The 23,505-nt window shown below is 40.9% G+C and carries 21 protein-coding genes; 7 read left to right on the plus strand and 14 right to left on the minus strand.

Annotation, left to right across the window (positions count from 1 at the left end):
• Position 1: 1 nt before the first annotated feature.
• From HYG79_RS08225 to HYG79_RS08235, 3 genes are all read right to left on the minus strand, one after another.
• Positions 2-670, minus strand: coding sequence for a succinate dehydrogenase cytochrome b subunit (locus tag HYG79_RS08225; RefSeq protein ID WP_179241623.1), 669 nt, complete (start codon positions 668-670; stop codon positions 2-4).
• Positions 671-952: 282 nt separating this feature from the next.
• On the minus strand, positions 953-1,579 hold the full coding sequence (locus HYG79_RS08230; RefSeq protein WP_179240133.1) for a collagen-like protein: 627 nt from the start codon (positions 1,577-1,579) through the stop codon (positions 953-955).
• An 80-nt stretch (positions 1,580-1,659) separates the two neighbouring features.
• Positions 1,660-3,582: a helix-turn-helix domain-containing protein gene (locus tag HYG79_RS08235; RefSeq protein WP_179241624.1), complete on the minus strand. Its 1,923-nt coding sequence runs from the start codon at positions 3,580-3,582 to the stop codon at positions 1,660-1,662.
• On the opposite strand from HYG79_RS08235, the gene HYG79_RS08240 reads away from it, so the two are divergent.
• Both HYG79_RS08240 and HYG79_RS08245 read left to right on the plus strand, forming a co-directional pair.
• Positions 3,554-4,438 carry a RimK family alpha-L-glutamate ligase gene (locus HYG79_RS08240; protein ID WP_179241625.1) on the plus strand — a complete coding sequence of 295 codons (885 nt, stop codon included), beginning with the start codon at positions 3,554-3,556 and terminating at the stop codon, positions 4,436-4,438. The genes HYG79_RS08235 and HYG79_RS08240 overlap by 29 nt on opposite strands.
• Positions 4,422-5,384: a succinylglutamate desuccinylase/aspartoacylase family protein gene (locus HYG79_RS08245; RefSeq protein WP_179241626.1), complete on the plus strand. Its 963-nt coding sequence runs from the start codon at positions 4,422-4,424 to the stop codon at positions 5,382-5,384. Before HYG79_RS08240 ends, HYG79_RS08245 begins: the two co-directional genes overlap by 17 nt.
• A gap of 38 nt (positions 5,385-5,422) precedes the next feature.
• Here the strand turns inward: HYG79_RS08245 and HYG79_RS08250 are convergent, their stop codons facing one another.
• From HYG79_RS08250 to HYG79_RS08290, 9 genes are all read right to left on the minus strand, one after another.
• Entirely contained in the window at positions 5,423-5,848 is a 426-nt protein-coding gene (locus HYG79_RS08250; protein WP_179241627.1) for a hypothetical protein, read from the minus strand.
• A 142-nt stretch (positions 5,849-5,990) separates the two neighbouring features.
• A complete protein-coding gene (locus HYG79_RS08255; RefSeq protein WP_179241628.1) occupies positions 5,991-6,407 on the minus strand; it encodes a hypothetical protein in 417 nt (138 codons plus the stop codon).
• 78 nt (positions 6,408-6,485) lie between these two features.
• Positions 6,486-7,823: an ankyrin repeat domain-containing protein gene (locus HYG79_RS08260; protein WP_179241629.1), complete on the minus strand. Its 1,338-nt coding sequence runs from the start codon at positions 7,821-7,823 to the stop codon at positions 6,486-6,488.
• A 17-nt stretch (positions 7,824-7,840) separates the two neighbouring features.
• Entirely contained in the window at positions 7,841-8,983 is a 1,143-nt protein-coding gene (locus tag HYG79_RS08265) for an ankyrin repeat domain-containing protein (protein WP_179241630.1), read from the minus strand.
• Positions 8,984-9,109: 126 nt separating this feature from the next.
• A complete protein-coding gene (locus HYG79_RS08270; protein ID WP_179241631.1) occupies positions 9,110-9,499 on the minus strand; it encodes a DUF2721 domain-containing protein in 390 nt (129 codons plus the stop codon).
• Between the two features lie 12 nt (positions 9,500-9,511).
• Positions 9,512-10,681 (minus strand): WD40/YVTN/BNR-like repeat-containing protein, encoded by a 1,170-nt coding sequence (locus HYG79_RS08275; protein WP_179241632.1) that lies wholly within the window; start codon positions 10,679-10,681, stop codon positions 9,512-9,514.
• A gap of 6 nt (positions 10,682-10,687) precedes the next feature.
• Positions 10,688-11,668, minus strand: coding sequence for a ThuA domain-containing protein (locus HYG79_RS08280; protein WP_179241633.1), 981 nt, complete (start codon positions 11,666-11,668; stop codon positions 10,688-10,690).
• A 24-nt stretch (positions 11,669-11,692) separates the two neighbouring features.
• The gene (locus HYG79_RS08285) at positions 11,693-12,172 is read right to left on the minus strand and encodes a GyrI-like domain-containing protein (protein ID WP_179241634.1); all 480 of its coding nucleotides are present in this window, start codon (positions 12,170-12,172) and stop codon (positions 11,693-11,695) included.
• Entirely contained in the window at positions 12,172-15,021 is a 2,850-nt protein-coding gene (locus HYG79_RS08290) for a VPS10 domain-containing protein (RefSeq protein WP_179241635.1), read from the minus strand. Before HYG79_RS08290 ends, HYG79_RS08285 begins: the two co-directional genes overlap by 1 nt.
• A gap of 133 nt (positions 15,022-15,154) precedes the next feature.
• Here HYG79_RS08290 and HYG79_RS08295 point away from each other — a divergent pair, with 133 nt between their 5' ends.
• Both HYG79_RS08295 and HYG79_RS08300 read left to right on the plus strand, forming a co-directional pair.
• Complete coding sequence (locus HYG79_RS08295; protein ID WP_179243515.1) at positions 15,155-16,447, plus strand: aminopeptidase P family protein; 1,293 nt, start codon at positions 15,155-15,157, stop codon at positions 16,445-16,447.
• Positions 16,448-16,522: 75 nt separating this feature from the next.
• Positions 16,523-17,701: a putative Ig domain-containing protein gene (locus HYG79_RS08300; RefSeq protein ID WP_179241636.1), complete on the plus strand. Its 1,179-nt coding sequence runs from the start codon at positions 16,523-16,525 to the stop codon at positions 17,699-17,701.
• A 13-nt stretch (positions 17,702-17,714) separates the two neighbouring features.
• Here HYG79_RS08300 and HYG79_RS08305 read toward each other — a convergent pair whose 3' ends face one another.
• Positions 17,715-18,995 (minus strand): branched-chain amino acid transport system II carrier protein, encoded by a 1,281-nt coding sequence (locus HYG79_RS08305; RefSeq protein WP_179241637.1) that lies wholly within the window; start codon positions 18,993-18,995, stop codon positions 17,715-17,717.
• Between the two features lie 211 nt (positions 18,996-19,206).
• Between HYG79_RS08305 and HYG79_RS08310 the strand changes: the two genes are divergently transcribed.
• Positions 19,207-19,509: a hypothetical protein gene (locus HYG79_RS08310; protein WP_394367014.1), complete on the plus strand. Its 303-nt coding sequence runs from the start codon at positions 19,207-19,209 to the stop codon at positions 19,507-19,509.
• Between the two features lie 171 nt (positions 19,510-19,680).
• On the opposite strand, the gene thiL is transcribed toward HYG79_RS08310, so the two are convergent.
• A complete protein-coding gene (gene thiL / locus HYG79_RS08315) occupies positions 19,681-20,730 on the minus strand; it encodes a thiamine-phosphate kinase (RefSeq protein ID WP_179241638.1) in 1,050 nt (349 codons plus the stop codon).
• Between the two features lie 72 nt (positions 20,731-20,802).
• Here thiL and HYG79_RS08320 point away from each other — a divergent pair, with 72 nt between their 5' ends.
• Positions 20,803-22,053 (plus strand): choice-of-anchor B family protein, encoded by a 1,251-nt coding sequence (locus HYG79_RS08320; RefSeq protein ID WP_179241639.1) that lies wholly within the window; start codon positions 20,803-20,805, stop codon positions 22,051-22,053.
• On the plus strand, positions 22,053-23,393 hold the full coding sequence (locus HYG79_RS08325; protein WP_179241640.1) for a hypothetical protein: 1,341 nt from the start codon (positions 22,053-22,055) through the stop codon (positions 23,391-23,393). The genes HYG79_RS08320 and HYG79_RS08325 overlap by 1 nt, the downstream gene beginning before the upstream one ends.
• Positions 23,394-23,505 lie beyond the last annotated feature (112 nt).

The raw sequence follows: 23,505 nt of genomic DNA on the forward strand, positions 1-23,505 counted from the left end.
TTTAATGTGTTATTGGGTTAAGATGATGATATATGGCGATAAAGGCAAATCCTAACGGAATGGCTATCGCAAATATTTTAGTAAATGTCTGTATGGCAGGAGAATATTTATTGTTCACCCCCATGGTCTGAAAAGAGGAAGCAAAGCCGTGCAAAAGGTGCAACGCCAAAAGTCCAAAAGAAACGATGTAAAGGACCGTTCTCCAAATAGGCGCAAACTTTTCAACAGTTTCCGCATAATATCTTGTTGGGTCCTCAGGTTTGGCCTCAATATATTTATAGGCCATTTCGTGTACCCAAAAATCATACATGTGCAGACCGATAAAGGCCAAAACAACCGCTCCTGAAATTATCATGTTCCTAGAAATCCATGGTGCGTTCGCCCCACCCTTGTATTTTACGTAATTTATGCCTCTCGCTTTTCTGTTCTGTATTTCCAGAACAAAGCCCATGACAAAGTGTATGATTACCCCTGCTATTAAAATAGGTTGTAACACATATTGCACCAAAGGGTTGTAACCCATAAAATGAGACCAGGTGTTGAACGTTTCCGGGTCGATGACCGATGTTATGTTAATGGTAAAATGTTGTGCCAGAAAGAATACGAGAAAAAGACCGGATAGGGCCATGACTACCTTTCTAGCTATCGAAGATTTTATCAATCCACTCATTAGTTATCAGTTTAGCTTTACAAATTTAAGGCACAAGCAAGTTATTAACAACTTTTCTACAGCTTTAGTATTCTATTTAGAGAGATTTTAAGCAACTTGAAAAGGGTGTTTAATTTTTAATCTGAAAACGTCTGAAAAACATAAACAAGCCTAAACAAAAAAGCCCTTGAAATTTCAAGGGCTCTTGCCATTGGATCAAAGTAAGTCATACCAAAGAGTCATTCCTATAATATATACCTTTTGGTATATTTATTTTGATGCTCTTTGGTTACTAGAAATCGGCTATTGGTTGATATCAAAATGCGCCACGATTTCTTCATAGGACATTTTGGTGTAGTCCTTTTTCGGGGACTTATTAGCGATATCCCCCGAACCATTATTGCCTTCGGTAGACTCTTCTCCCGGAATCAACACATATCGATATTCCCCGAAAAAAGGTGAGCCGACCGATTCACCCTCTTCGTTGGCAGCTACCGTAATATATAATTGCCCAGCTTCTTCGGCCCTAAAATAATAGGATTGTTGCCGTGCCGCACCAAAAACGATCGGTAACCCATACACATCGGTATCATTGGTAATAGAGGCAGGGTTGGATCTGCCAAAAACTAAAATGACACCGGTATTTATGATATCCTCGGTCATCAAGGGCGCATCAATAGAAAAAGAGGCTGAGGTAGCTATAATGTTATTATCAAATTCGGAATCTATCCATCCGGAGTAAATAACGTTGGCCGTTCCCGGTTCGCCCTGTTCCCCCTGTGGGCCTTCCGGACCCGTAGGCCCTTGTTCCCCTTGAATACCCTGAGGCCCAATGGCACCGTCCTCCCCGTCTTCTGGAGAGCAGGCGATAAACAAGGTGCCTACAAAAAGAACGGTAAAAAATCGATTTTTGAATTTCATTGCTTTCATAATTTTGAATTTTATAATTATGAAGCGAACCTAGCGTACAAAGCCTTTTTGGTTGTCCTGTATCTTTTAGTTTGAAAGAATCAGGACAGAATCAAGCATTTTTCCCGATATTCCGATGGTGTAATTCCCGTATGTTTTTTGAAAGCGGAATAAAAAGCTGATTTTGAATTAAATCCGGCCTCTAGGCCAATACCCAAGATAGTGTAGTTGGAATAACTCGGGCTCGTTAATTTTAATTCGGCATCCCTTACCCGGTATTGATTGATAAAATCGGAAAAGTTTTGATTGGAAATCGTATTGACCAATTGGGACAGGTAGGTCACACTTATATTCAGCCGCTCAGATAGTGAAGATAGGCTCAATTCGGCATCTTGATACATAAGTTCTTTTTCCATAAGGCGGGAAAGCTCCTTGAAATAAACATTTTCATTGCTTATCGAAATAGTCGCCTTTTTAGAAATCTGATTCAATTTGGCAGCGGTAAGCTTGCCGATTAACTGAAAAAGCAGAAGATGCTTTTCCTCGAAAAAACCTTTTTCGGAATGCTCCGAATCCAACACACCAAGAATAATGCCCTCATGTACAATTGGCACTGCTAGTTCTGACATTCTGGGCATATCGTCTTCAATATACCTTTTGTCGTTTGCAAGATCTTGTATGAGCTCGGGGATTCCTGTTTTAGCTACCGAACCAACAATGCCTTTCCCCAAAGGTATTTCAAGGGGACTTAAAATTTTGCGATGTCCTGCTTGCTTATTGCCAAAGGCTGCTTTTTGCGCCAAGGTATTGGTGTTCTTGTCCAAAATATAGATTACACAGTCTTCTAGGTTCAGCTGAGAAATACAATTTCCCGTTATGCTCCATAAAACGTCCTCGGGCTTGTTCTTGTCAAATAGTGATGAGGCAAAATAGCTGAGTACGCCCGTAATATCATGTTGGCTCTCTTGCAAGGACTGTAGTTCGGAGGTAGTGAATATCCTATTCAATCTTTGAACTTGAAAATTACCTGCGATTTCCTTTAATTTTTCCTTTTCCCTATTTTTTTCTTTATCGACTTTCTTCAAATGTTTGGAGCCATAAAACCAGAATGCCCCGTAAAAGCTCAGAAACAACAACCAAAGGGGATAATAAGGGCCATGCCCGCCCACATTGGGATCTGCTTTAATGTATAGGATAATGCATGCCCAAAGCAAACAGAGAACAACAAGCGTAGAATAAAATCGTTTCAGCCATTTGGTTTTTTTCACAACAATTTGATACGGCAACGAGCCCAAACTATTCTCGTAATTTCTGATTATCCTATAATTACAAATGCCCAATAACAAAGAAAAGGATACGGCTAAATTTTCATCAAATTCCGCTCCTACATACGCCACGGTTTGTTTGGAAATCCACACATAATCAAAAACCGCATTTATTTTGACGAACGAATAGTATATCAAAAACATGGTAAAAGGTGCCAACAAAGCATACCTGTATCGTTTAAAAAGAGCGCCCTTGTTCAAATAAGAACAAGTAAATGCGGTAAAAAGTACAGGAGACAAAAATTGAAAAGGTATAAAAACCAGAAGCAATGCTGGATATAGATTGACCGCTTTGGTATCTATCAGCATGAGTTGCAGCACTACAATATTTGCCGAAATAATAAACCAATATAAATATTTTGCCGTGCTGTTTTTTTTGAAATACAACAGTTTTCCGATTGATAACAGCGTAATGGCACAAGAGGCTATTATTATAATGGTATTGTAAATGTTCAATATGTCGGGGCGTTTGTTCCATATAAAAATAGACATGGAATAACTGGTTTCTTTTGGTTTATTCGCCATTTGCTTATAAACATGTACAGTTGAGTGGAAAGCCTGTGTGGATGGTAAAAACAAGATGTTCATGAATTTATACCAAATGAATTGGCTCAAATCCCTTTTTTGACCGATATTGATAACCAAATCAATAATTGACGAGTACCAAGCAATGGATATTGGACTTCTTTCCGTAAGCATGAACGTATATTCTACCAAACGAATAGCCGAGGAAGCAGAAAATCTAGGCCATTATATTGAACTGATAGACCATACCAAATGCTCGGTTAAATTAGGAAAGGAGAAGCCTCGTATTTTTTTAAGAGAAGAAGATATTACCAATGAGTTTGACGCTGTAATTCCAAGAATAGGCGCAAAAGTAACCAGGCACGGAGTGGCCATCGTGAAACAGTTTGAGATGAACGGCGTTTTTAGTACCGCACGTTCCTTGAGTATTTCCAGGGCCCGTAACAAAGTTCGCACGTTACAGATCATGGCCCGGAAAGGCATCCCTATTCCCGAAACATTGTTCTCTATTAATCCGGATAATATAAAACAACAGATAGAGATCTTAGGGGGAGCGCCCGTTATCATAAAAATACAAGAAGGTACGCAGGGACTGGGCGTAATTTTGGCCGAAACCAAAAAATCGGCAAAATCCATCATAGATACTTTCTACAAGATGGATACAAGTATTTTAATACAGGAATATGTAGCCGAGAGCAACGGTGAGGACATTAGAATCATCGTAATCGGCAACAAAATCGTGGCCAGTATGAAACGGGTCAGTGAGGTAGGGGAATTTAGGTCAAACGTGCATAGGGGCGGTACTGCCGAAACCGTAAAATTATCCGCTAAGGAACAATTTATCGCCTTAAATGCTGCAAAATATCTAGGCTTGGGCGTGGCCGGCGTAGATCTCATACGCTCCAAAAAAGGTCCTTTATTGATTGAGGTCAACGCTTCTCCCGGGTTACAGGGTATTGAGACCGCAACAGGAGTAAACATTGCAAAAGAGGTTATTTTATATGTTGAAAAAAATGTACGAAGGAGATAATGAACATATAGTCATAGGTGGGGCGTCGGTTTCTCCCGGACAGAATAAACTATTAAATATCAGCATAGATAGGCTCCCGACAGGAACCCTGATAGATATTCCCGTTTATGTGTTCAACGCAAAAAAGCCAGGACCTACGATATTGGTTCAAGCCGGACTACACGGCGATGAGGTCAACGGTGTGGAAATCGTTCGCAGGATGCTGGTTGAAAAACGATTTAAAATCGATAAAGGAGCTGTTATTGCCGTACCTATTCTCAATATTTTTGGATTTATTCATTTTTCTAGGGACGTGCCCGATGGTAAAGACGTAAACCGAAGTTTTCCGGGAACCAAAACAGGCTCTATGGCCAGTCGCATAGCCTATCATTATGTAAACGAAATAATGCATCAAATAGATTTTGGGATAGATTTACATACTGGCGGAGGTCAACGACACAATTTTCCACAAATTAGATACACTCAAGAAGACGAGAACAGTGCCAAACTTGCCGAGGTCTTTAATGCCCCTGTTACGTTCCCTTCCAAACTAATAAAGGGTTCCTTTAGAAATGCAGCATATCAAATGAAAAAACCCATTGTTGTTTTTGAGGCGGGGGAGAGCATGCGTTTTGATGAAAAGGCCATTTTAGAGGGTATGCAGGGTATTTTGAACGTTCTCAAACATTTTGGTATGATTCCCGAGATAGAGCCAAAATATATTGTGCGCAGCAAGACTATTCATTTGACCAATAGAAAATGGTTGCGTGCACCAACAGCGGGCATGTTCACCCCAAAAATCACGAACGGAAGTGAAATTAAAAAGGGCCAGATTATGGGAATAGTTTCAGATACTTATGCAAAGCGAACCAAAACAGTAAAAGCACCATTTGATGGTTATCTTATCTGCATAAACCATCAAGCGGTCGTAAATCAGGGAGATGCTCTATTTCATATAGGGGAGTAAATTACTTTTATAAATGCGGGATCATGCCGTGCACTTTTTTACGCCATCACTTCTTTATGCTGCATTTTTGAAAGGCTCCAGGCAACGGCGTCTTCCAGATCGGAGAATTTTCGGATAGATTTTCTGAACAATAACCGCTCTATCAGCAGGCTAATGTAACCGCCCCGTGTGGTGCCTACTACCGAATAAAATTTAAGATTTCCCCTGTGGGTGTAAAGTTTGATCCAATCCGTTGGTAAAATATAATAGTTGTTTATACGATTAGAGATGTAAACAAAAGGACTTTTAGTACCAAAGATTTCATAAGCGGCCCTTAGGGCCTTATCGGCCATTTTCCAACTAAAAACGACTCCTTCCTTAATCTCGGCAATCACCAAACCATTGAAGTAATAAAAAACCCCAAATTCAAACTCCCGTACTTCCCTGATGTTTTTAAAGAAACTGATTTCCCTTACGCATTTCATTTAAAGGCAGTGTTGATATAGGTCATAAATATACCACCTATTATTCGTTTAATTTGAAGGAAAAAGAGCACACAAACATAAGCTCGGCCATAAAACAAGCGGTATGTAAGATGTTTTTGTACAAAATCATAGTACGGGATTCTCAATTTTTATCGATATTCTCGATTTTGGCTATCTCACTATTTTTTATCGGATTTTTGTATGTCATTATTGTCTCCGGGTTGTTTAACCCTAACTTTTCAATACTTTCCTTGGGGAGTACAAGAGTGACCAAATAGACTTCCCCATTTTTAAGCCGTAGTTTCTGATTTTCTTCAAAATTGCCGCTTACCTCAATATAGGAAATGGCAAAATCGCTATACAACGATTCAACGACTTGAAAACCTGTCGTCCTTGCCCATCTTCTCGTACCATTTGGCAACCACTCGCAAGGGCCAGGCCCAATACTATATTTGCCTTTGAATTGTATCTCTGATACCCCGGCAGGGTTTAACTGCCCTATGGTAACTTGAAATGTGTAAAATATCGAAAGCATACTAGCCAGTGTAATTGCTTTCATGGATTTTTGAGTTGAACAAATCCCATAAAAGAAAATCCCATTAAGATCATTTTTGACGTTCCGCACGGAAGATAGATATCAAGAATTTAGGATTTTGGTCTTTTCCGCATTAAATTCCTCCTGTGTCAAGATTCCTGCATCCAAAAGTTCCTTTAAATCCAACAAGGCTTTCTTTTTATCCATAGCGGGAGTTGCCACATTATTAGAGGAAGAATGACTTGGCTCGGAAGTCGGTGGTTTAACATCTTTGGTTTTCAAAATCAAGGCTGTTATTTCATTGAAACCTTTAATGTTTGAATAATCAACGGCCAACTGTTCTTTGGCATTTACTATAGAAGTATCGGCATTATTTTCCAGCAAATACTTTACAACATCTTTTTTACCGTTAGCTGTTGCGTAGTGTAGCGGTGTATTGCCGCTTTCGTCCTGCACGTTTATTTCCGCGCCTTCGTCCAATAGCAATTTTACCATACTTAAATGGCCGCTTTTGGTGGCTACGTGCAATAGGCTCTCACCTCCCAGATTATTGGAGACGTTAAGGGTGTAACCTGCCGTTACCGAGATATCGTTTGCCGTTTCGACCCAATCCAGATAGGAGCTCATATTACCCTCATTACCACTTAAGGGTTTTGCGTAATTTACATCTACCCCGTTTTCCAAAAACAGTTTTACAATTTCCTTTTGATTGGCCGAACAGGCATACCAAATGGGCGAGAGTCCATTTTTACTGGAAACGAGCATATCCGCTCCTTTTTCCGCCAGTAACTTTATGAGCATACGGTTGCCGGAATAGCAAGCCAGCAATAGTGGTGTCTCACCGGCGTGATTAACATAATTTGCGTCTGCCCCTCTGTTTAGAAGTAACGTTACCATGGGAGTGTTTTTGGAGTTTACGGCAAATAGCAAGGGGGTATTCCCCTGCTTATCGGTTGTGGCGATATCCGCCCCATAGTCCAATAATAGTTCAACAACGGCTTTATTGCGGTTGGCAGCCGCAAGCAATAACGGTGTTTGTGCTTCGTTGTTCTCAATATCTGCGGGCATACCGCTTTCCAAGAGTTTTTCAACGACTTCAGTCTGTCCGTTACCGGCCAAAATATGCAATAGGCTGCTGCCCTTATGATCTTTTATTTCGGTATTGGCTCCTTTCTCGAGAAGGTATAGGGCGGTCTGTTTTTGTTTTTGTAGGCAGGCGAAATAAAAAGGTGTCTCACCGGCATGATCTTCATAGTCAAGTTCTGCACCTTCACCTATCAATATTTTACAAAGATCTAAGTAGCCCCTATGTGCGGCATAATGCAAGGCGGTTCGCCCTTTTTCGTCGGTATACCCAACTTCTACCTCTTTATTTTTTAAAAGGATTTCAGCTATTTTTCGTTTCCCGCCTTCGCAAGCGGTAATAAATGACATGGACATAGTTGAATGTTTTTAAATTATGAACTGGAAAGCAAAAGCTCAACAGTCTTTGATTTTAGATTATCTTGGGATGCTATCATCATGGGAGTCTCCTCTTTGTCATTGGTTATATTGACATCCGCTCCGGAAGCTATCAGCAGTTTTACGAGTTTATAGACTTCCTTAGCTCTTTTTTCCTCATGTAATGTTTCACGGCCACACACTTTATGTAGGATAGTGTTGCCGGTGTTGTCTTTTCTATTGACGTCTAACTGACCCGAATCAATGGCGATTTGTAAAAACCCGGGTGCGCTGATGGCCAACGTATCTATTTTTGAGTATTCCCTACCATAAGTATCAACACTGGTTTGATACAAATCGGCCCCGTCTTCCAAAAGTAGCTGTAGATGGTTAAGGTCAGATGCACAAAAAAGTGTTTCGCCACGCTGCGTGGTCTGGTCAAAATCTGGAAACCCGTATTGCCTCATTATCTCGTACTTCTCGGTGCCACCGCCTTGACTGATTGCCAAGAAAAAGGGCGATTCGCCATTTTTGTTTTGAGCGTTTGCGTCGGCACCGTTTTCCATCAACCATTGTATATAAGGATTGCGATGTTCTTTTACCGCAATATGCAACGGGGTCGCATGGGCGGTATTAGGCTTGTCCAAATCTAGGCCTTCATCATATAAAAGCTGTAAATAACCTAAACCCTTATCAAATTTTCGGGTATATTTTTTTACGACTTGATGGATAAGGTTTTCCTCGGACCTGTTGATAATAGTAACGTCACAACCGTTGGAAATCATTGTTTTGACAATTTCGATATCAACTTCATTTTCCAGGGCAAGACTTAAAAGTGATTTCCCCTCAAGTTCGTCATTTAAGTTTTGGACTTTGGATAAAAACCCATTTAAAAACGCAATAGATTCCTCGTCATTGGATAAATACTTGATAATGCTGTTAAAAATTGATGTGTTGAAACTGTCGTATTCATAAATATCGGTTTCGATGAAGTCGTTTTCAATGAACAGGTCTACAATGTCAAAAGCTTTATCGCGTATGATGTTATCCTGTATTCCTTTGATATGATAATCTTTTAGGGTGTCTGGCAATGTTTCCCCGCTTTTCAACAATTCTTTTGCTTTGGTATAATCCCTTTTTTGGAGTGCCTCTTGTAACATAGTTTGATTATTTCTTCTTTACCGTATTACCATGATGAACGAATATCGCAACACTATGGTATTTTTGACAAATGTAATGTTGAAACCGAAGTCTGGCATCCCTGAAAACAGGGCTTTGTATCGATATCAAGAAGACATATCCTGCAATTGGATGGAAAGCGCCCGGGTAGACAACTGTACTTCGACCAAGCTTAAGACCAATGAAACCATAAGCGCAAAGAGGCTTATGCCGAATACCAAATTGGCCAAAGTATCATATTCAAAATAGATAAGGGCCATGGTTACCACCGCCAACAAAAAACTAAAAATAGCAGTGGCTTGCATATTTTTTATGAGCGTTAGCCGTTTTCGTAATTTTTTTACCTGAAGACCAATAGACTTGGATTCGGTCTCAGTATATTTTTGATGTAGTTGTCGAATCAGCGCCGCAATGGCCAAATAACGGGCGTTATAGGCCAGCATGGTCAATGATATGGCCGGGAACAAAAGGGCGGGTATGCTTAAGGTCAATTCCATATTGAAAAGATATCACTTTACGGTTGTATCAATATTGACTTTATATAGGTTGTTCCTATCTGTAAGGTAAACGACGCTTTTGTTTAAAGGATATATATGATAGGAGTCTCCTTCAAAGAAAACGGTTGAATCTTTCTTGGTCAATAATGGTTTTGTTCTTTCTTTTCCGTTCCCATCCAATAGATAAGCAAAGGTCGGTCGTTCTTCATCCACAAAAGATTGGGCAGTGGTAATGGCAACAGTTTCATCGGATATGTACTTGATGTCGGCAATATTCAACTGTGTGGAGTCATTGAACGAAGTGCTTTGCCGCCAGTTTTCCCCTCCATCCGCAGTAAAAAGAAGTGTTCCCGACAAGCCTCCGATGAACCCGGCATTTTCATTTTTGAAGTCAACGGAGTTTAATGAAGCATTTTTTCTCTCGGAGCTAAACAATATTTGCCAAGAAGTACCCCCATCATGACTTTTGTACGCATTTCCCATTTGGGTAACCAGGTATAATATACTTTCTGAGACGATATCAAAATCATAGATAGCACCTGTCTCGTTCTCAAGACCTATATGGGAATGGGTCGACCAGTTTTTTCCACCATCCGTAGTCTTCAGAATCAAAGGTTTTGAAACGCCAATGCCAGTGTCAAAACCCATTGCAAAACCCAGTTTGTTTCTAAATTTGATTTTATATAATTGATGTGTGTCACCTACCAAACCGTCTAACGGTTTAATATTGAACACACTCCAATGATTCAAAGTTGAATCACCCTTGGCAATAAAAGAACCTTCTCCTACTGCAAAAGCTTCACCATTGCAAAAGGCCACACTATGAAACGAATTTGCAAAGGGTGAAAGCTGTATTTGTTTCCAGTTTTTCCCGCCATCTACCGTACTTCTTATCCGTAACCCAGTTCCACCTACCAGCACACCTTTTTCGTCAGATTCGAATGCGGATGCATTATACACATGAAAAGAAGTATTTGTTAAGCTGTGAACAAGGCTTACCTCAGTACTGTCAATACCATTTATGAATTTTCTTGGTGTAAACTTATGTTCTTCTTGAGTGATTTCCCTAAAGCCAGAAAATTCATCAACGGGGATATATTTTTCTTCTTCTTGTGCCTTGGTGTCCTTACATGATATAAAAAGGACAGTGACCAAGATAACATAAAGATTTTTTTTCAACATATAAAATCAATTAATAACGGTTAGCGAACTTGATTTTTTGGCCGTTGGAAAATCTTCGGGTATTTTCTGGGTTACCTTGCCCGAAGCGGCCCACTCCGTTCCCCGCAACATACTGGTCATAAAACCAATACAATTTACCGAATAATCGGCATGCCCCATTATGTTATGAAAAATACGCCCTTTGCCGTATCTTAAAACCATTAATGCCGGTTCGTGCCGTCCCGTGCCCTCGTTGTTAGGGTCTGCATATGCCGTTGCCAATATCTCCATATTTTCCCCCGGCCCACGAAGGCTGTTGTAGAGTTCATCTTTGGTATGCAACCATTTTGAGGGCATTCCCTTCGTAATGGGGTGTTCAGTATTTCTGATTTGTATTTCATATTCACTTTGAGTGCCGTGGGCACCTGCATTTCCGGGCGAGTTGTCCCTAATCTCTTCCCCGGCACTGTTGTAATAAATGTATGGGCCATCTTTTTCCGAGCGGTCTCCCCAACCGCCAAGCCCTATCATTGTATTGTAGGCTTTCCATTTCGGGAACGAATTATCGGCCGCGTGAAAAACGACCAATCCGCCACCGTTTTCTACATATGTTTCAAATGCACTTTGCGTTTTTCGGGGCCACGGTGCTGCATTCCACCCAAAATTGGAGATAACCACATCATACTCTGAAAAAGGTGGGTTAAAGTTGGGGTCTGTTTTGGGTGTTTCGAGAGATTCTGTGGTATTTACCCCATCAATCACAAACTGTCCGAGGTATTTCTCACCCTTCCACGTATATTTTGAGCGGTAAACATCTACCGTAAATTTGCCTGTATCTTCCAAGGCCCGTTTAAGCATATATGTGATTTTAGGCCATTGTTCGTGATTGTTTTGCCCGTCCACGATAAGAACTTTAAGTTCATCGTCTTCTGAAGCCTGCGATTGGCACGAACCTACTTGTAACGTCAGCGTGGTGAAGAGTAGAAATGTCAATGATTTAAATGGCATAATTCTCAGTTATTTAGTTTTGGTTCACTTGCTTTTAATGGGTATCCAGATTTCTTCTTCCGAATCGGGGTCGTTGTTTTTATAGTTTGCACCCAATAATTCAAAATGGGGCCTATCATCTAATAGATAATCGGAATTTGGGAGCCACCGCCCAAAAATATACCGGACAGTTTCTTGAAAACCATTTGCAGGACCTTTATGGTGAAAAATGGCATATAAGCCACTGTCCAAGGTAAATTTTTCCAACCCCTCCGAGGATGATCCATAATTGGAAACTTCTACTGCCGCCCACTTTGTGAATTCAGTATTGGGATTAAAAGTAGAAAAATAACTATCATCATATACTTGCAGGGAATATAAATTTATCCCTACTGTATTTTGAATGCGTTTTCGCAAAGGCATAAAGTTTTGCCAAAGTTCACGGGTCTTATTGTTGGTCAAAGACATCCGCAAACTTTTCCCAACCAATTTCTTTTGCGCAATGGTCTCTATTCTGGGATTCATTACTCAATCTCAAAAGTCACATTTTTAGTGCCGCCATTACCTTTCAACTCAACCACGTACTTTCCTTTGGGCAAATAGGTTTTTCCGTTTTTGGCATCTTTGAGCTCGGTCTTTTTCCTTTTTAAATAGGCCATTCTGCCAGCTTTCGAAAAAGCCAAATCATAGGATAGTACGTTAAGGCCCTTATCTGCCTCTAGCTCTGTCGCACTAACTACAATACCGTCCATGGTTTTTATGGTGGCGATATATTTTTCGGCTTTTGAAGCGTAAAACGTAATATCAAGCCCCGGTGTTTGCGGTTTTGCCCAAGAGCTCCATGAACTTCCCCAACGGGAGGAGTGTTTTATGTTTTCCAACGGATAAATATGTAGCTCTTCGGAAATTACATCTCGGGTCATTTGTTGCAAGGCTGCAATGTCCGCTTTATAAATACTCCGCCCGTGTGTGCCCACCAACAAATGTTTTGCTTTCGGCTGGATAACCAGATCGTGTACGGCAACGTTGGGCATCCCATTTTGAAAAACAGTCCACGAATCGCCTTGGTCAAAGGAAACATAGAGCCCGTTGTCCGTTCCTACAAAAAGCAAATTTTCATTTTCGGTATCTTCCAAAATTACATTTACGGGAGAAGCGGGTAAATTGTTTGTAATACTTTTCCAAGTTTGTCCATAATCATCGCTGACATATATATATGGCGTGAAATCATCCCAACGGTACCCGTTTAGACTGGCATATACACGCTCTTTTTTATGTTTTGAGGCTATGACCCTACTGACCCACATGTTTTTTGGTAAAGCGTTGGATATCACCGACCAGCTTCCCCCGGCATCTTTGCTCACTTGTATAAGACCATCATCACTGCCGGTATATAACAAACCAAATTTAAAAGGCGATTCGGAAATTGTGGTCAATGTCCCGTAGGCAACGTTGCCCGGCTTGCCCCCATGGGTCAAATCACTGGATATGGTTTCCCAAGCATCCCCTTGATTTAAGGAACGGTGTAATTTATTCCCTCCCAAATAGAGGATGTCCTGATTGTGCGGGGAAAGCAATATAGGAGTTTGCCAGTTAAAGCGATATGGGGTTTCGCCCAGTTCGTGTTTGGGCTGTATATACTTTTGCGTATCCTTGGCCAGATCAAGCCTGTAATAGTTCCCGAACTGAAAACCGGTATACACGATATTGGCGTCTCTGGCATCAATCTGTACTTGCATACCATCACCGCCCATAATCGATTTCCAAGGGTATTGCCCGCTTTGGTGCCAACCGCTATTCTCCTTGGAGGTGTGGGCGCCCATCCAAACCCCATTATCCTGTAAACCCCCATATACATTATAAGGCTCTTGGTTGTCAACGTTTATGGCATAAAACTGGCCCACAGTAGGGGAATTGTTTTTTTGCCAGCTCTTACCATCATCGTAAGAAATGTTGATTCCGCCGTCATTACCATTTATCAAGTGTCCGGGCATTTTGGGATTGATCCAAAGGGCATGATGGTCGGAGTGTACATTTTCCCCATTTATAGCGGTATATGTTTTTCCACCATCATCTGACTTTATGATAGGAACTCCCGCCAGATATATACGATTTACATCTGAGGGGTCAACCCGAATCTGGGCAAAATAATACCCGTAGCTATAAAAAAGATCATCTATATAATTTTCATTTTGCTTGTTCCATGTCTTACCGCCATCGTCACTTCTATACACTTCGGCACCTACAACCGGCGTATCAAAAAGCAAGGTGTTGGCATTTTCCAGATACTTTGCCAAGTCAACGGGTTTGGCGGCACCGCTGCGCACCATTTGCTTTACGTTTTCCGCCCTATATTTTTCTTGAAAATTGTTGGTCTTAAGAAAAGCGTTCAATTTTTTATCGTCAATTTTCAAAAAATCATTGGTAGACATTGTCTTGAAATCTTCCTTGGTCAATCCACTTGATTTCTTTTTGGGTTCTTTGGATTTTTCTCTTCTGAACTGATTGTCATGAACGGCATACACCGTGTTTTCGTCAAAAACGGCCAAACCTATCCGCCCCACACCATCCCCGGTAGGGAAACCACTTTCAGGTACGGATATTTTTACCCAACTCGAACCACCATCGTTACTTTTGTATACGGCAGATAAATTGCCGCTCCCTTGAAAGTCCCATGCCTTTCTATCTTTTTGCCATGAGGCGGCATATTGTGTATTGAAGTTATCGGGAGCATGGGCAACATCGATTATTCCGGCATTATCGCTCACAAAAAGTGTTTTTTCCCAAGTTTGCCCGCCATCCAATGTTTTATAAATACCGCGCTCTGCATTGGGAGAATATAGGTGTCCGGTCACCCCTACCACGACCTCTTCGGGATTTTTAGGATTGATCAAGATGCGACCCATATGATGTGAATCCCGCAGGCCCATATTTTCCCAAGTTTTGCCTTCATCGGTTGATTTTAAAATACCGATACCGGCATAGGAAGAGCGTGAGGCATTGTTCTCGCCCGTGCCTACCCAAATTGTGCCCGATTTCCAATCAACGGCAATATCGCCTACATTTTGGGTTTGGGAATTGTCCAAAACCGGGGTAAAAGTAGTACCGTTATTATTGGTATGCCATAGTCCGCCCGAGGCGTAGCCCACGTAAAATTCTGTCGGGTTTTCAGGATTCACGTCCACATCTACCACTCTACCGCTCATTACCGAAGGGCCAATATTTTTCAAAGGGATGTTTTTCACCAATGAGTTGGCTTCCATCTCTTGTTCTTGTTGTAGCGCCAGCGTTACTTTTTCAACAGAGGTAGAGGGTATTTGAGAAAACGATATGGCGGTAATGGCCAAAAAAGCGAAGAAAACAAAGTGTTTCATTTTTGAATTTGATTTAGTCCAGTGAAAGTTAGTAAAACTACTTCATATTGTGAACATGCATATCGGGTTGATTTATAGGGCATATGTTGTATTGTTAGTATAAATAGTATTTTTGGAAAAATTGAAACCAGAAATGAAGTACGAGCCAATACCCAACAGTTTATTTATAAAAAACCGTAAAAAATTTATGGACAGAATGCTGCCCAAAAGTATAGCGGTATTCAATTCAAACGATGTTTATCCCATAGGTGCGGATTCCACATTGCCCTTTGAACAGCATAGGGATATTTTTTACCTGAGCGGGGCCGATCAAGAAGAAACGATTGTATTGCTGTTCCCGGATGCGATGAACCAAAAGCATAAGGAGGTATTGTTCGTGCGGGAGACCAATGAACACATCGCCGTTTGGGAAGGGGAAAAATTGACCAAAAAAAGGGCTACTGAAGTTTCGGGCATCGAAACGGTATATTGGTTGTCCGATTTCGATGCAATTTTCTTTGATTTGATGACCGAGGCGGAAACCATCTATTTCAATACCAATGAACACTATCGCCAAGCGGTGGAAACCCAGACTAGGGAAGACCGTTTTATTATAGCCTGTAAACAAAGATTCCCGGCGCACAAGGTAGCCAAAAGCAACCCTATTCTACAGGAAATCAGGGGAATCAAAGAGCCGGAGGAGATAAAATTGATGCAAACGGCCTGTAACATCACCGAAAAAGGTTTTAGACGTTTGTTGGGCTTTATAAAACCGGGAGTTTGGGAATACGAAATCGAAGCGGAACTTCTACATGAATTTGTTCGCAACCGCTCTAAAGGGTTCGCCTACACCCCGATCATTGCATCGGGCAATAATGCCAACGTATTGCACTATGTCGAGAATAACCGGCAATGTGCTGCGGGAGATTTGATTTTGATGGATGTTGCCGCGGAATATGCCAATTATTCCAGTGATTTGAGCCGAACCGTCCCCGTTAGCGGAAAATTCACAAAACGACAAAAAGAAGTGTACAATGCCGTACTACGCGTAAAAAACGAAGCGACACAGTTATTGGTGCCCGGAACCCTATGGGCCGAATATCACAAAGAATGTGGCAAACTCATGACTTCTGAACTCTTGGGCTTAGGTTTGCTCGACAAAGCCGATGTGCAAAATGAAAACCCCGACCGGCCTGCCTATAAAAAATACTTTATGCACGGCACCAGCCATCACATTGGTTTAAATACCCATGATTATGGCGAGCTTAAAAAACCGATGAAGGCCAATATGGTCTTTACCGTAGAACCGGGAATTTATATTCCCGAGGAAAAAATGGGAGTGCGTATTGAGGATGATGTGGTGATTCGGGAAAGTGGCGCCCCATTCAATTTGATGGCCAATATCCCAATTGAGGTAGAGGAAATCGAGGAGTTGATGCATGGCTGAAAAAAAGAATGCCTGGGGGCAATCATACACCAAGTGTTTTTAAAGTGAGACATGGCACTATTAATTTAAACATAAATGGTTAGAAAATTTATATTGCTTTTTCTTTTCCCAATACTCATTTGTTGCAGGTCTTTGGCAGAACCAGCTGACTATTTTGGGCAAACCACACCCGATTCCATTCCGGTGATTTTTGCACCAGATAGTATATCGATGAAGGGAAGATTGGAGCAAGGTGTTTCATTTTCACCAGATACGCAAGAATTAGCTTTTGGAATATTAAACAAAAATGACTTTAACGGAGAGATATATTATTCCAAAAAGGTCAATAATTATTGGATCAAACCAATCGCATTTGCACCACTGGAAGGTGAAAACGTATTTCTTCCGTATTTTTCACCCGATGGGAAATCTATGCTGTTTGCAAAAAGCAAACCCGATGCAAACAATTTTGTAACTGATATTTGGCAAATTGAAAAGATCAATGGGGATTGGGGTTCCCCTAAGAGATTACAGCCTCCGTTGAGTTCGGCCAGCAGGGAAGCTAACGCTTCTATGAGTTATGATGGCACAATTTATTTTTCTTCAAATAGGAATTGCGAAGGGATGGAAAATTGCTTTACTGCTGACTTGTTTTATTCAAAACTAGTCGATAATGAATATCAAAACGCGGAGCCGATTCCTGAATTCATCTCACCTAATGATGAAGAAAGCGTATTCATCTCCCCAAAAGAAGAATACATAGTTTTTTGTAGATATACAGATGATAAGACAGGAATGGACCTATATATAAGTTATCGGGATAAAAATAAGAACTGGTCAGCACCAAAAATTCTTGATGCAACCATTAATTCAAAATATTGGGATAGAAGACCATTCGTTAGCATCGATAATAAATACCTGTTCTTTACGCAATTACAAATTCAAGAAAATGAATTGATTGAATCGGATATATTTTGGGTCAATACGTCTAAAGTGTTTACTCCATATGTTTACAACCCACTTTCTGATGTAAATCTTAAAGTTGGAGAGAAATTTGAAATATCGGTACCGTTCAATTATTACAAAGACATTGATGATCCTGAAGTGAAAGTAAGCTTAAATCAAAACAGTATTGAATGGTTGAAATTTGATTCCAAAAAAATGAAACTGTCAGGATTACCTACCGTTCATGGAGAATTTGAATTGACTTTTTCTGCGGTTGACAGGAATTCCAACACGACCGAGGATAAGGTTACATTGACCGTAATTAAATAACCCTGTGAAGAGATTATTTATTCATTTGCTTTTTCGCAACACCATTGGCCAATATAAAAACGGCTAAAGCAGGTAATACCCACCCCATGCTATATTGTTGTAAAGGAATAAATGAGAAAGCCCCTTCCTTAAGTGCTAAAGAAGGTATAGCACCTAAAAAATCGGGAATACTAAAGATTATAGTTGTGATTACAACAGCTCTAAAAACTATGGGCGAAGCAAGCTGTGTCGGCACAACGTTGAGCAAAATCAATATAATGGTAATGGGGTAAATAAACATAAGGGCGGGCAACGCTACCGCAATAATATAACCTACATTAAACTGCCCCATGATAACCCCTAAAACACAACCCGTTATTGCCGTTAACAAATAGGCCTGTTTTGAACCCTTGAAAAGGTGCTGCATAAAATCGGCCGTTCCGGTTACAATGCCAACTGCCGTGGTAAAACAGGCCAAACTCACTAAAACGCTCAAGAACATATTGGCGGTGTTGCCCAGTGTTTTAATGCTGATACCGCTTAAAAGAGCGGTGCGTGAAACATCTGCATCAAACTGCCCATGCATTAAAGATCCGGTAAAAATGAGTCCCGAGTAGATAAGCAAAAGGCCAAGCCCGGCCCACCATCCAGCTTTTCTTATTAATGCTTTTTTGTTATCGTAAGGCAAACTATGATGCCTTATATTTATTGATACGATGATTACCCCACCCACTACAACGGCCCCAATAGCATCAAAGGTTTGATAACCTTCCAAGATACCACCCGTAAACGGGTTCGTAAAAACAGTATTTCCAAAGCTTATATCAAAAGAGAAAATGGTACACCCAATGATCAATAAGAGAATTAAAATAATTGCCGGCGTAAGTAGTTTTCCAATAATGCTCAAAATCTTGGAACGGTTCAAAACAAAAATAAAGACCAGTATAAAATACACGATACTGGTTAGTAACGAAGACGTTTGGAAAAAAGGGGCGATAGCGATTTCGTGGGTCACTGAAGCCGTTCTTGGTGATGGTAGACTAATAGATATAGCATATACCAATAAAGAATATACCAAACTGAACGTAGGCGATACCTTTTTGCCAAAGTCAAAAATGGTGCCTTGTAGTTTGGCATAGGCCAAAATCCCAAGGATGGGAACAAACACGGCCGAAAGGCAAAACCCTATGGCCACAAGCCACCAAAGCTCTCCGGATTTAAACCCCAAAAGTGGCGGTAAGATCAAATTCCCGGCCCCAAAAAAGAGCGAAAAAAGAGCAAATGCCGTAACTAAGGCCTCTTTGGTCTTTAGCATGTAAATACTATTAGAATAAAGGCCGTAAGATAGGATAAAATATGACTTTTTAAGACCAATATTAAAAACTGACCTTGATTTTTCGCTCGTTGACCACAATTTTGTCCAAAATGACAACAAATTGTTTACCAGCCTAATAAAGATGAGTAATTTAACGTTATAAATAGAAAGTAATACATACTATACACCAACCTATTCAACATAAAACCAAATGATTAAGCATGTTCTGATTCCCAAATCAGATGCTGTTCAACCTAAAAACCTACAAATTATGAAGAAAGTATATTCCACATTCAGTTCGTTCTGCTGCAATCTTTTCGGCCACCATTACAGCGTTTCTAAAAAAGTAACGTTACATATCAAAGAGTACAAGTGCATACATTGTGGAAAAGAAGTAACTACCGATGTAAGTGGAAATCTTTCCGAGCTTACGCCCGAACTTCAAGAAATTAACAGTACGCTCGAAAACCTATACCAAAAAAGACATGGAGCTGCCCAACAGCAGGTAGCTTAAATTTTACCGGTTCAAACATGAACTGAATTATGCTGTGGCAAGCAAATTCCAGACTATGTCAGTAGTCGGAATTCTAAAGTTATTCCCAAATTAAATGAGCTTTCACTTATGCTATGCAGTCTTGCGCCCCATGACTGTAGTGTTAGGATTGCCTTTGTTTGGGAATTCTTTTTATGACCCGGTTTCAAATGAATTCCAACCCTGAGCGGTCAACGGTATTTTGGTGTTTCCCCTGGTAATCAAATATGCTCCTTCGGCAGCATCGGTCATATGGCCGATAATCGATAAGTTTGGATTTCCCCTGATTTTTTTAAAGTCGGTTTGGGGAACGGTAAACAAAAGCTCATAATCCTCACCACCGCTCAAAGCTACCATTGTACTGTCAATATTGAATTCCTCACAAGCGGAAATTACCGTAGGGTCCAATGGAATTTTATCTTCGTACAAATTACAGCCTACGTTACCGTTTTTGCACAAATGCAGAATTTCAGATGAAAGTCCGTCACTAATATCTATCATAGCGGTCGGGGATACGTTTAAATTTTTCAGCAGTTCAACGATATCCTTTCGCGCTTCGGGCTTTAATTGGCGCTCCATAATGTAAGAGTAGGGCTCTAGATCGGGTTGGCTTTCGGGGTTTACCTTAAATACTTCTTTTTCACGTTCCAACACTTGAAGTCCCATGTAGGCGCCACCAAGGTCACCGGAAACAACCAATAAATCATTGGGCTTGGCACCGGACCTGTATGTGATTTCTTTATCTTTTACCTCACCAATGGCCGTGACGCTAATGAGCATGCCGGTTTTTGAAGAGGTGGTGTCACCGCCAACAAGATCAACCGTATATAATTTACAGGCCATGGCTATGCCTTCATATAATTCCTCAAGGGCTTCAAGGGGAAATCTATTGGAAACCGCTATGGATACCGTAATTTGTTTTGCAATGGCGTTCATGGCATACACATCGCTCAAGTTTACCATTACGGCTTTGTAGCCTAAATGTTTCAAGGGCATGTAGCTGAGGTCAAAATGCACGCCTTCAATAAGCAGATCAGTGGTAATTACTGTTGAATTATCAATGGATAGTACCGCGGCATCATCGCCTACTCCCTTAATCGTTGATGTATGGCTTATCGGAAAGTTTTGGGTCAGATGGTCTATCAATCCAAATTCGCCCAATTTTTCCAGAGATGTTCTTTGAGTATCTTTATCTTCAATCATATTGCAAAAGTAAGGGGATAATTTTATTGTATCTTTATTTCTATGATGAAGATTTTTTTCAATTGCAATGTTATGAAAACACGTCTTTTTTACTTGATAGTTGTCCTAATTTCAATAGGATGTTCCAGCGATAGTGGTGACTCCAACAACGATGATAATTTTGATAATGAACAAGCTGGTAATCCTAACGGATTGCTGACGGCAACCTTTGAACCTTGTGAAAATGGCATGGCGGGAATATACCCTTGTGACGGATATGACCTTTTGGCACAAATTTCAATAAATACCTTTGGAGCGACCCTTGGAAACGATATTTGGGGTTGGACAGATACTTCCACAGGAAAAGAGTATGCGATTATGGGGCTGGATAACGGGACCGCATTTATAGATATTTCAGATATGGAAAGCCTGAAATATCTTGGTAAGCTTCCTACTGCGACCGTTGCCAGCCCATGGAGGGACATAAAAGTATACCAAAATCACGCCTTCATTGTTGCCGAGGCCAGCGATCATGGCATGCAAGTGTTTGATTTGACCAGATTAAAGGATGTGCAAACCCCGCAAAACTTCACTGCCGATACCAGATATACAGGTTTTGGAAATGCCCATAACATTGTAATCAATGAGGAAAGTGGGTTTGCCTATGTTGTGGGAACCGCTCGAGACGATGCTTTTCGTGGTGGGGCACATTTTATCAATATTCAAAATCCAAAAAGCCCTACAGCCTCGGGCGGATATTCGGAAAATGGATACTCCCATGATGCACAAGTGGTTACTTATAATGGCCCGGACTCGGATTATACAGGGCGTGAAATTTACATAGGGGCCAACGAAAACCAAGTGATCATTGCCGATGTTACGGATAAGGACAATCCTTCTGAAATAGCTACCGTCTTATATCCAAATATAGAATATACCCATCAAGGATGGTTTACGGAAGACCAACGATTTTTTTTATTGGGAGACGAGTTGGACGAACAACGTAGGGGATTCAGGTCACGAACTTTGATTTTTGATTTTACCGACTTGGATGCCCCACAATTACATGACACCTATTTGGGAACTACCAGTGCCATTGACCATAATGGTTATGTAAAGGGCAACGAGTTTTTTTTGGCAAACTACAGGGCCGGGGTTCGTGTTTTGGATATCTCGGGCATAGAGGAAAAATCCATTACCGAAAAAGCTTTTTTTGATACCTTTCCAAGCAATGATACGGCCGATTTCTCTGGCGTGTGGAGTGTATACCCTTATTTTGAAAGTGAAAAAATTATTGTTAGCGATATTAACGGGGGACTGTTCATCATAAGAAAATCGGAATAATGAAAAAACTATTTTTCATATTGGTTTTATGTTTCCTTTCTTGCTCAAAGGACAAAACCTCCGAAGAAATACCGAACAATAAGAACGGTTTTTTGGGAGAATTGGATTGGGTAAAAAACTTTGGTGGTTCAGGTGCTGACACGGGTCAAGCCATAATATCAACTTTGGATGGCGGTTTTGCAGTGCTGGGATTTTCCAATAGCGTTGATGGAGACTTAATGGGCAAAACGACCAGTGTGAACGACTATTTGCTGCTAAAATTGGATGCTGGCGGAAATTTGCAATGGAGCAAAACCTACGGGGGCAGCAAGGATGACCGTGGCCAAAGCCTAATACAGACCAATGATGGTGGTTACGCATTAACCGGTTATGCGATGAGTTCAGATGGCGATGGCAGCAATAACAACGGTTTTCATGACAACTGGATTTTAAAATTGGATGCTTCTGGAAATATAGAATGGGAGCAGAGCTTTGGTTTTTCGGGTCACGACCACTCTTATGATATTATACAAACAGCGGATGGGGGTTACTTTTTTGTCGGCTTTTTAGACATAACTTCGGCCAAATTAGATGGGTATGATGAAAAAGAGGGTACACTCACACGCCACGGCGTTGGGGAGTTTTGGGCCACTAAATTAAATCCCGGCGGCGAGATACAGTGGCAAGAGTATTTTGGGGGCAGCAATAACGACAGGGCCCATGCCGTGGTAAGCTCCAATGACGGCGGTTTTGTTATGGCGGGCTTTTCCGAGAGCACAGATTTTGACATTAGCGACACAAGGGGCAGCTACGATTTTTGGGTATTGAAAATTGATATGAATGGTAAACTGGTCTGGGAAAAATCTTATGGCGGTACCGGTATCGAAATTTCATACGATATTGCAAAAACCAACGATGGGGCATACGTCGTTACGGGAAATACCTTTAGTGTTGATGCCGATATTTCCAAAAACAATGGGGAATCCGATATTTGGCTGATTAAGATCGATGAAAACGGGAACCTACTTTGGGAGAAAACATACGGAGGTTCAGGATTTGATGCGGCTGAAAACGTGAGTGTAACCACAGATGGCGGATTCATACTTTCGGGAAATTCCAAAAGTATTGATGGCGATGCCAGTAAAAATGCCGGGGAGAACGATTTTTGGTTGATCAAGACCGATGCCGACGGGAATATGGTTTGGCAAAAGAGCTTTGGGGGAACAGGTCTTGATTTTGCTTACGACGCCTTAGAAACCCAAGACGGTAGTATTGTTTTGGTCGGTGAGACCTCAAGTGCGGACTTTCCCGATATTCAAAATAAAGGGATGAGCGATGTTGTTCTCATAAAGATCAAATAGTTTATACTGGTTCTCTAGGCTTGCCAAAAACATATTTGATGCTATGATTTAAAGTATGGTCAAGATGTAATCGTTATGTTTTCATTTTGTGAAAATAAAGGTGTAAAAGTTG

This window comes from Costertonia aggregata, assembly GCF_013402795.1.
Classification (GTDB): Bacteria; Bacteroidota; Bacteroidia; order Flavobacteriales; family Flavobacteriaceae; genus Costertonia; species Costertonia aggregata.

Excerpts from the sequence above, each read along its gene's own strand:
- HYG79_RS08245 (WP_179241626.1), top strand. The coding sequence starts at position 4,422 with ATGTACGAAGGAGATAATGAACATATAGTCATAGGTGGGGCGTCGGTT.
- HYG79_RS08325 (WP_179241640.1), top strand. The coding sequence starts at position 22,053 with ATGAAAAAACTATTTTTCATATTGGTTTTATGTTTCCTTTCTTGCTCA.
- HYG79_RS08275 (WP_179241632.1), bottom strand. The coding sequence starts at position 10,681 with ATGTTGAAAAAAAATCTTTATGTTATCTTGGTCACTGTCCTTTTTATA.
- HYG79_RS08255 (WP_179241628.1), bottom strand. The coding sequence starts at position 6,407 with ATGAAAGCAATTACACTGGCTAGTATGCTTTCGATATTTTACACATTT.
- HYG79_RS08305 (WP_179241637.1), bottom strand. The coding sequence starts at position 18,995 with ATGCTAAAGACCAAAGAGGCCTTAGTTACGGCATTTGCTCTTTTTTCG.
- HYG79_RS08300 (WP_179241636.1), top strand. The coding sequence starts at position 16,523 with ATGGTTAGAAAATTTATATTGCTTTTTCTTTTCCCAATACTCATTTGT.
- HYG79_RS08310 (WP_394367014.1), top strand. The coding sequence starts at position 19,207 with ATGATTAAGCATGTTCTGATTCCCAAATCAGATGCTGTTCAACCTAAA.
- HYG79_RS08270 (WP_179241631.1), bottom strand. The coding sequence starts at position 9,499 with ATGGAATTGACCTTAAGCATACCCGCCCTTTTGTTCCCGGCCATATCA.
- HYG79_RS08260 (WP_179241629.1), bottom strand. The coding sequence starts at position 7,823 with ATGTCCATGTCATTTATTACCGCTTGCGAAGGCGGGAAACGAAAAATA.
- HYG79_RS08235 (WP_179241624.1), bottom strand. The coding sequence starts at position 3,582 with ATGCTTACGGAAAGAAGTCCAATATCCATTGCTTGGTACTCGTCAATT.
- HYG79_RS08280 (WP_179241633.1), bottom strand. The coding sequence starts at position 11,668 with ATGCCATTTAAATCATTGACATTTCTACTCTTCACCACGCTGACGTTA.
- HYG79_RS08250 (WP_179241627.1), bottom strand. The coding sequence starts at position 5,848 with ATGAAATGCGTAAGGGAAATCAGTTTCTTTAAAAACATCAGGGAAGTA.
- HYG79_RS08290 (WP_179241635.1), bottom strand. The coding sequence starts at position 15,021 with ATGAAACACTTTGTTTTCTTCGCTTTTTTGGCCATTACCGCCATATCG.
- HYG79_RS08230 (WP_179240133.1), bottom strand. The coding sequence starts at position 1,579 with ATGAAAGCAATGAAATTCAAAAATCGATTTTTTACCGTTCTTTTTGTA.
- HYG79_RS08295 (WP_179243515.1), top strand. The coding sequence starts at position 15,155 with ATGAAGTACGAGCCAATACCCAACAGTTTATTTATAAAAAACCGTAAA.
- thiL (WP_179241638.1), bottom strand. The coding sequence starts at position 20,730 with ATGATTGAAGATAAAGATACTCAAAGAACATCTCTGGAAAAATTGGGC.
- HYG79_RS08225 (WP_179241623.1), bottom strand. The coding sequence starts at position 670 with ATGAGTGGATTGATAAAATCTTCGATAGCTAGAAAGGTAGTCATGGCC.
- HYG79_RS08285 (WP_179241634.1), bottom strand. The coding sequence starts at position 12,172 with ATGAATCCCAGAATAGAGACCATTGCGCAAAAGAAATTGGTTGGGAAA.
- HYG79_RS08240 (WP_179241625.1), top strand. The coding sequence starts at position 3,554 with ATGGATATTGGACTTCTTTCCGTAAGCATGAACGTATATTCTACCAAA.
- HYG79_RS08265 (WP_179241630.1), bottom strand. The coding sequence starts at position 8,983 with ATGTTACAAGAGGCACTCCAAAAAAGGGATTATACCAAAGCAAAAGAA.
- HYG79_RS08320 (WP_179241639.1), top strand. The coding sequence starts at position 20,803 with ATGAAAACACGTCTTTTTTACTTGATAGTTGTCCTAATTTCAATAGGA.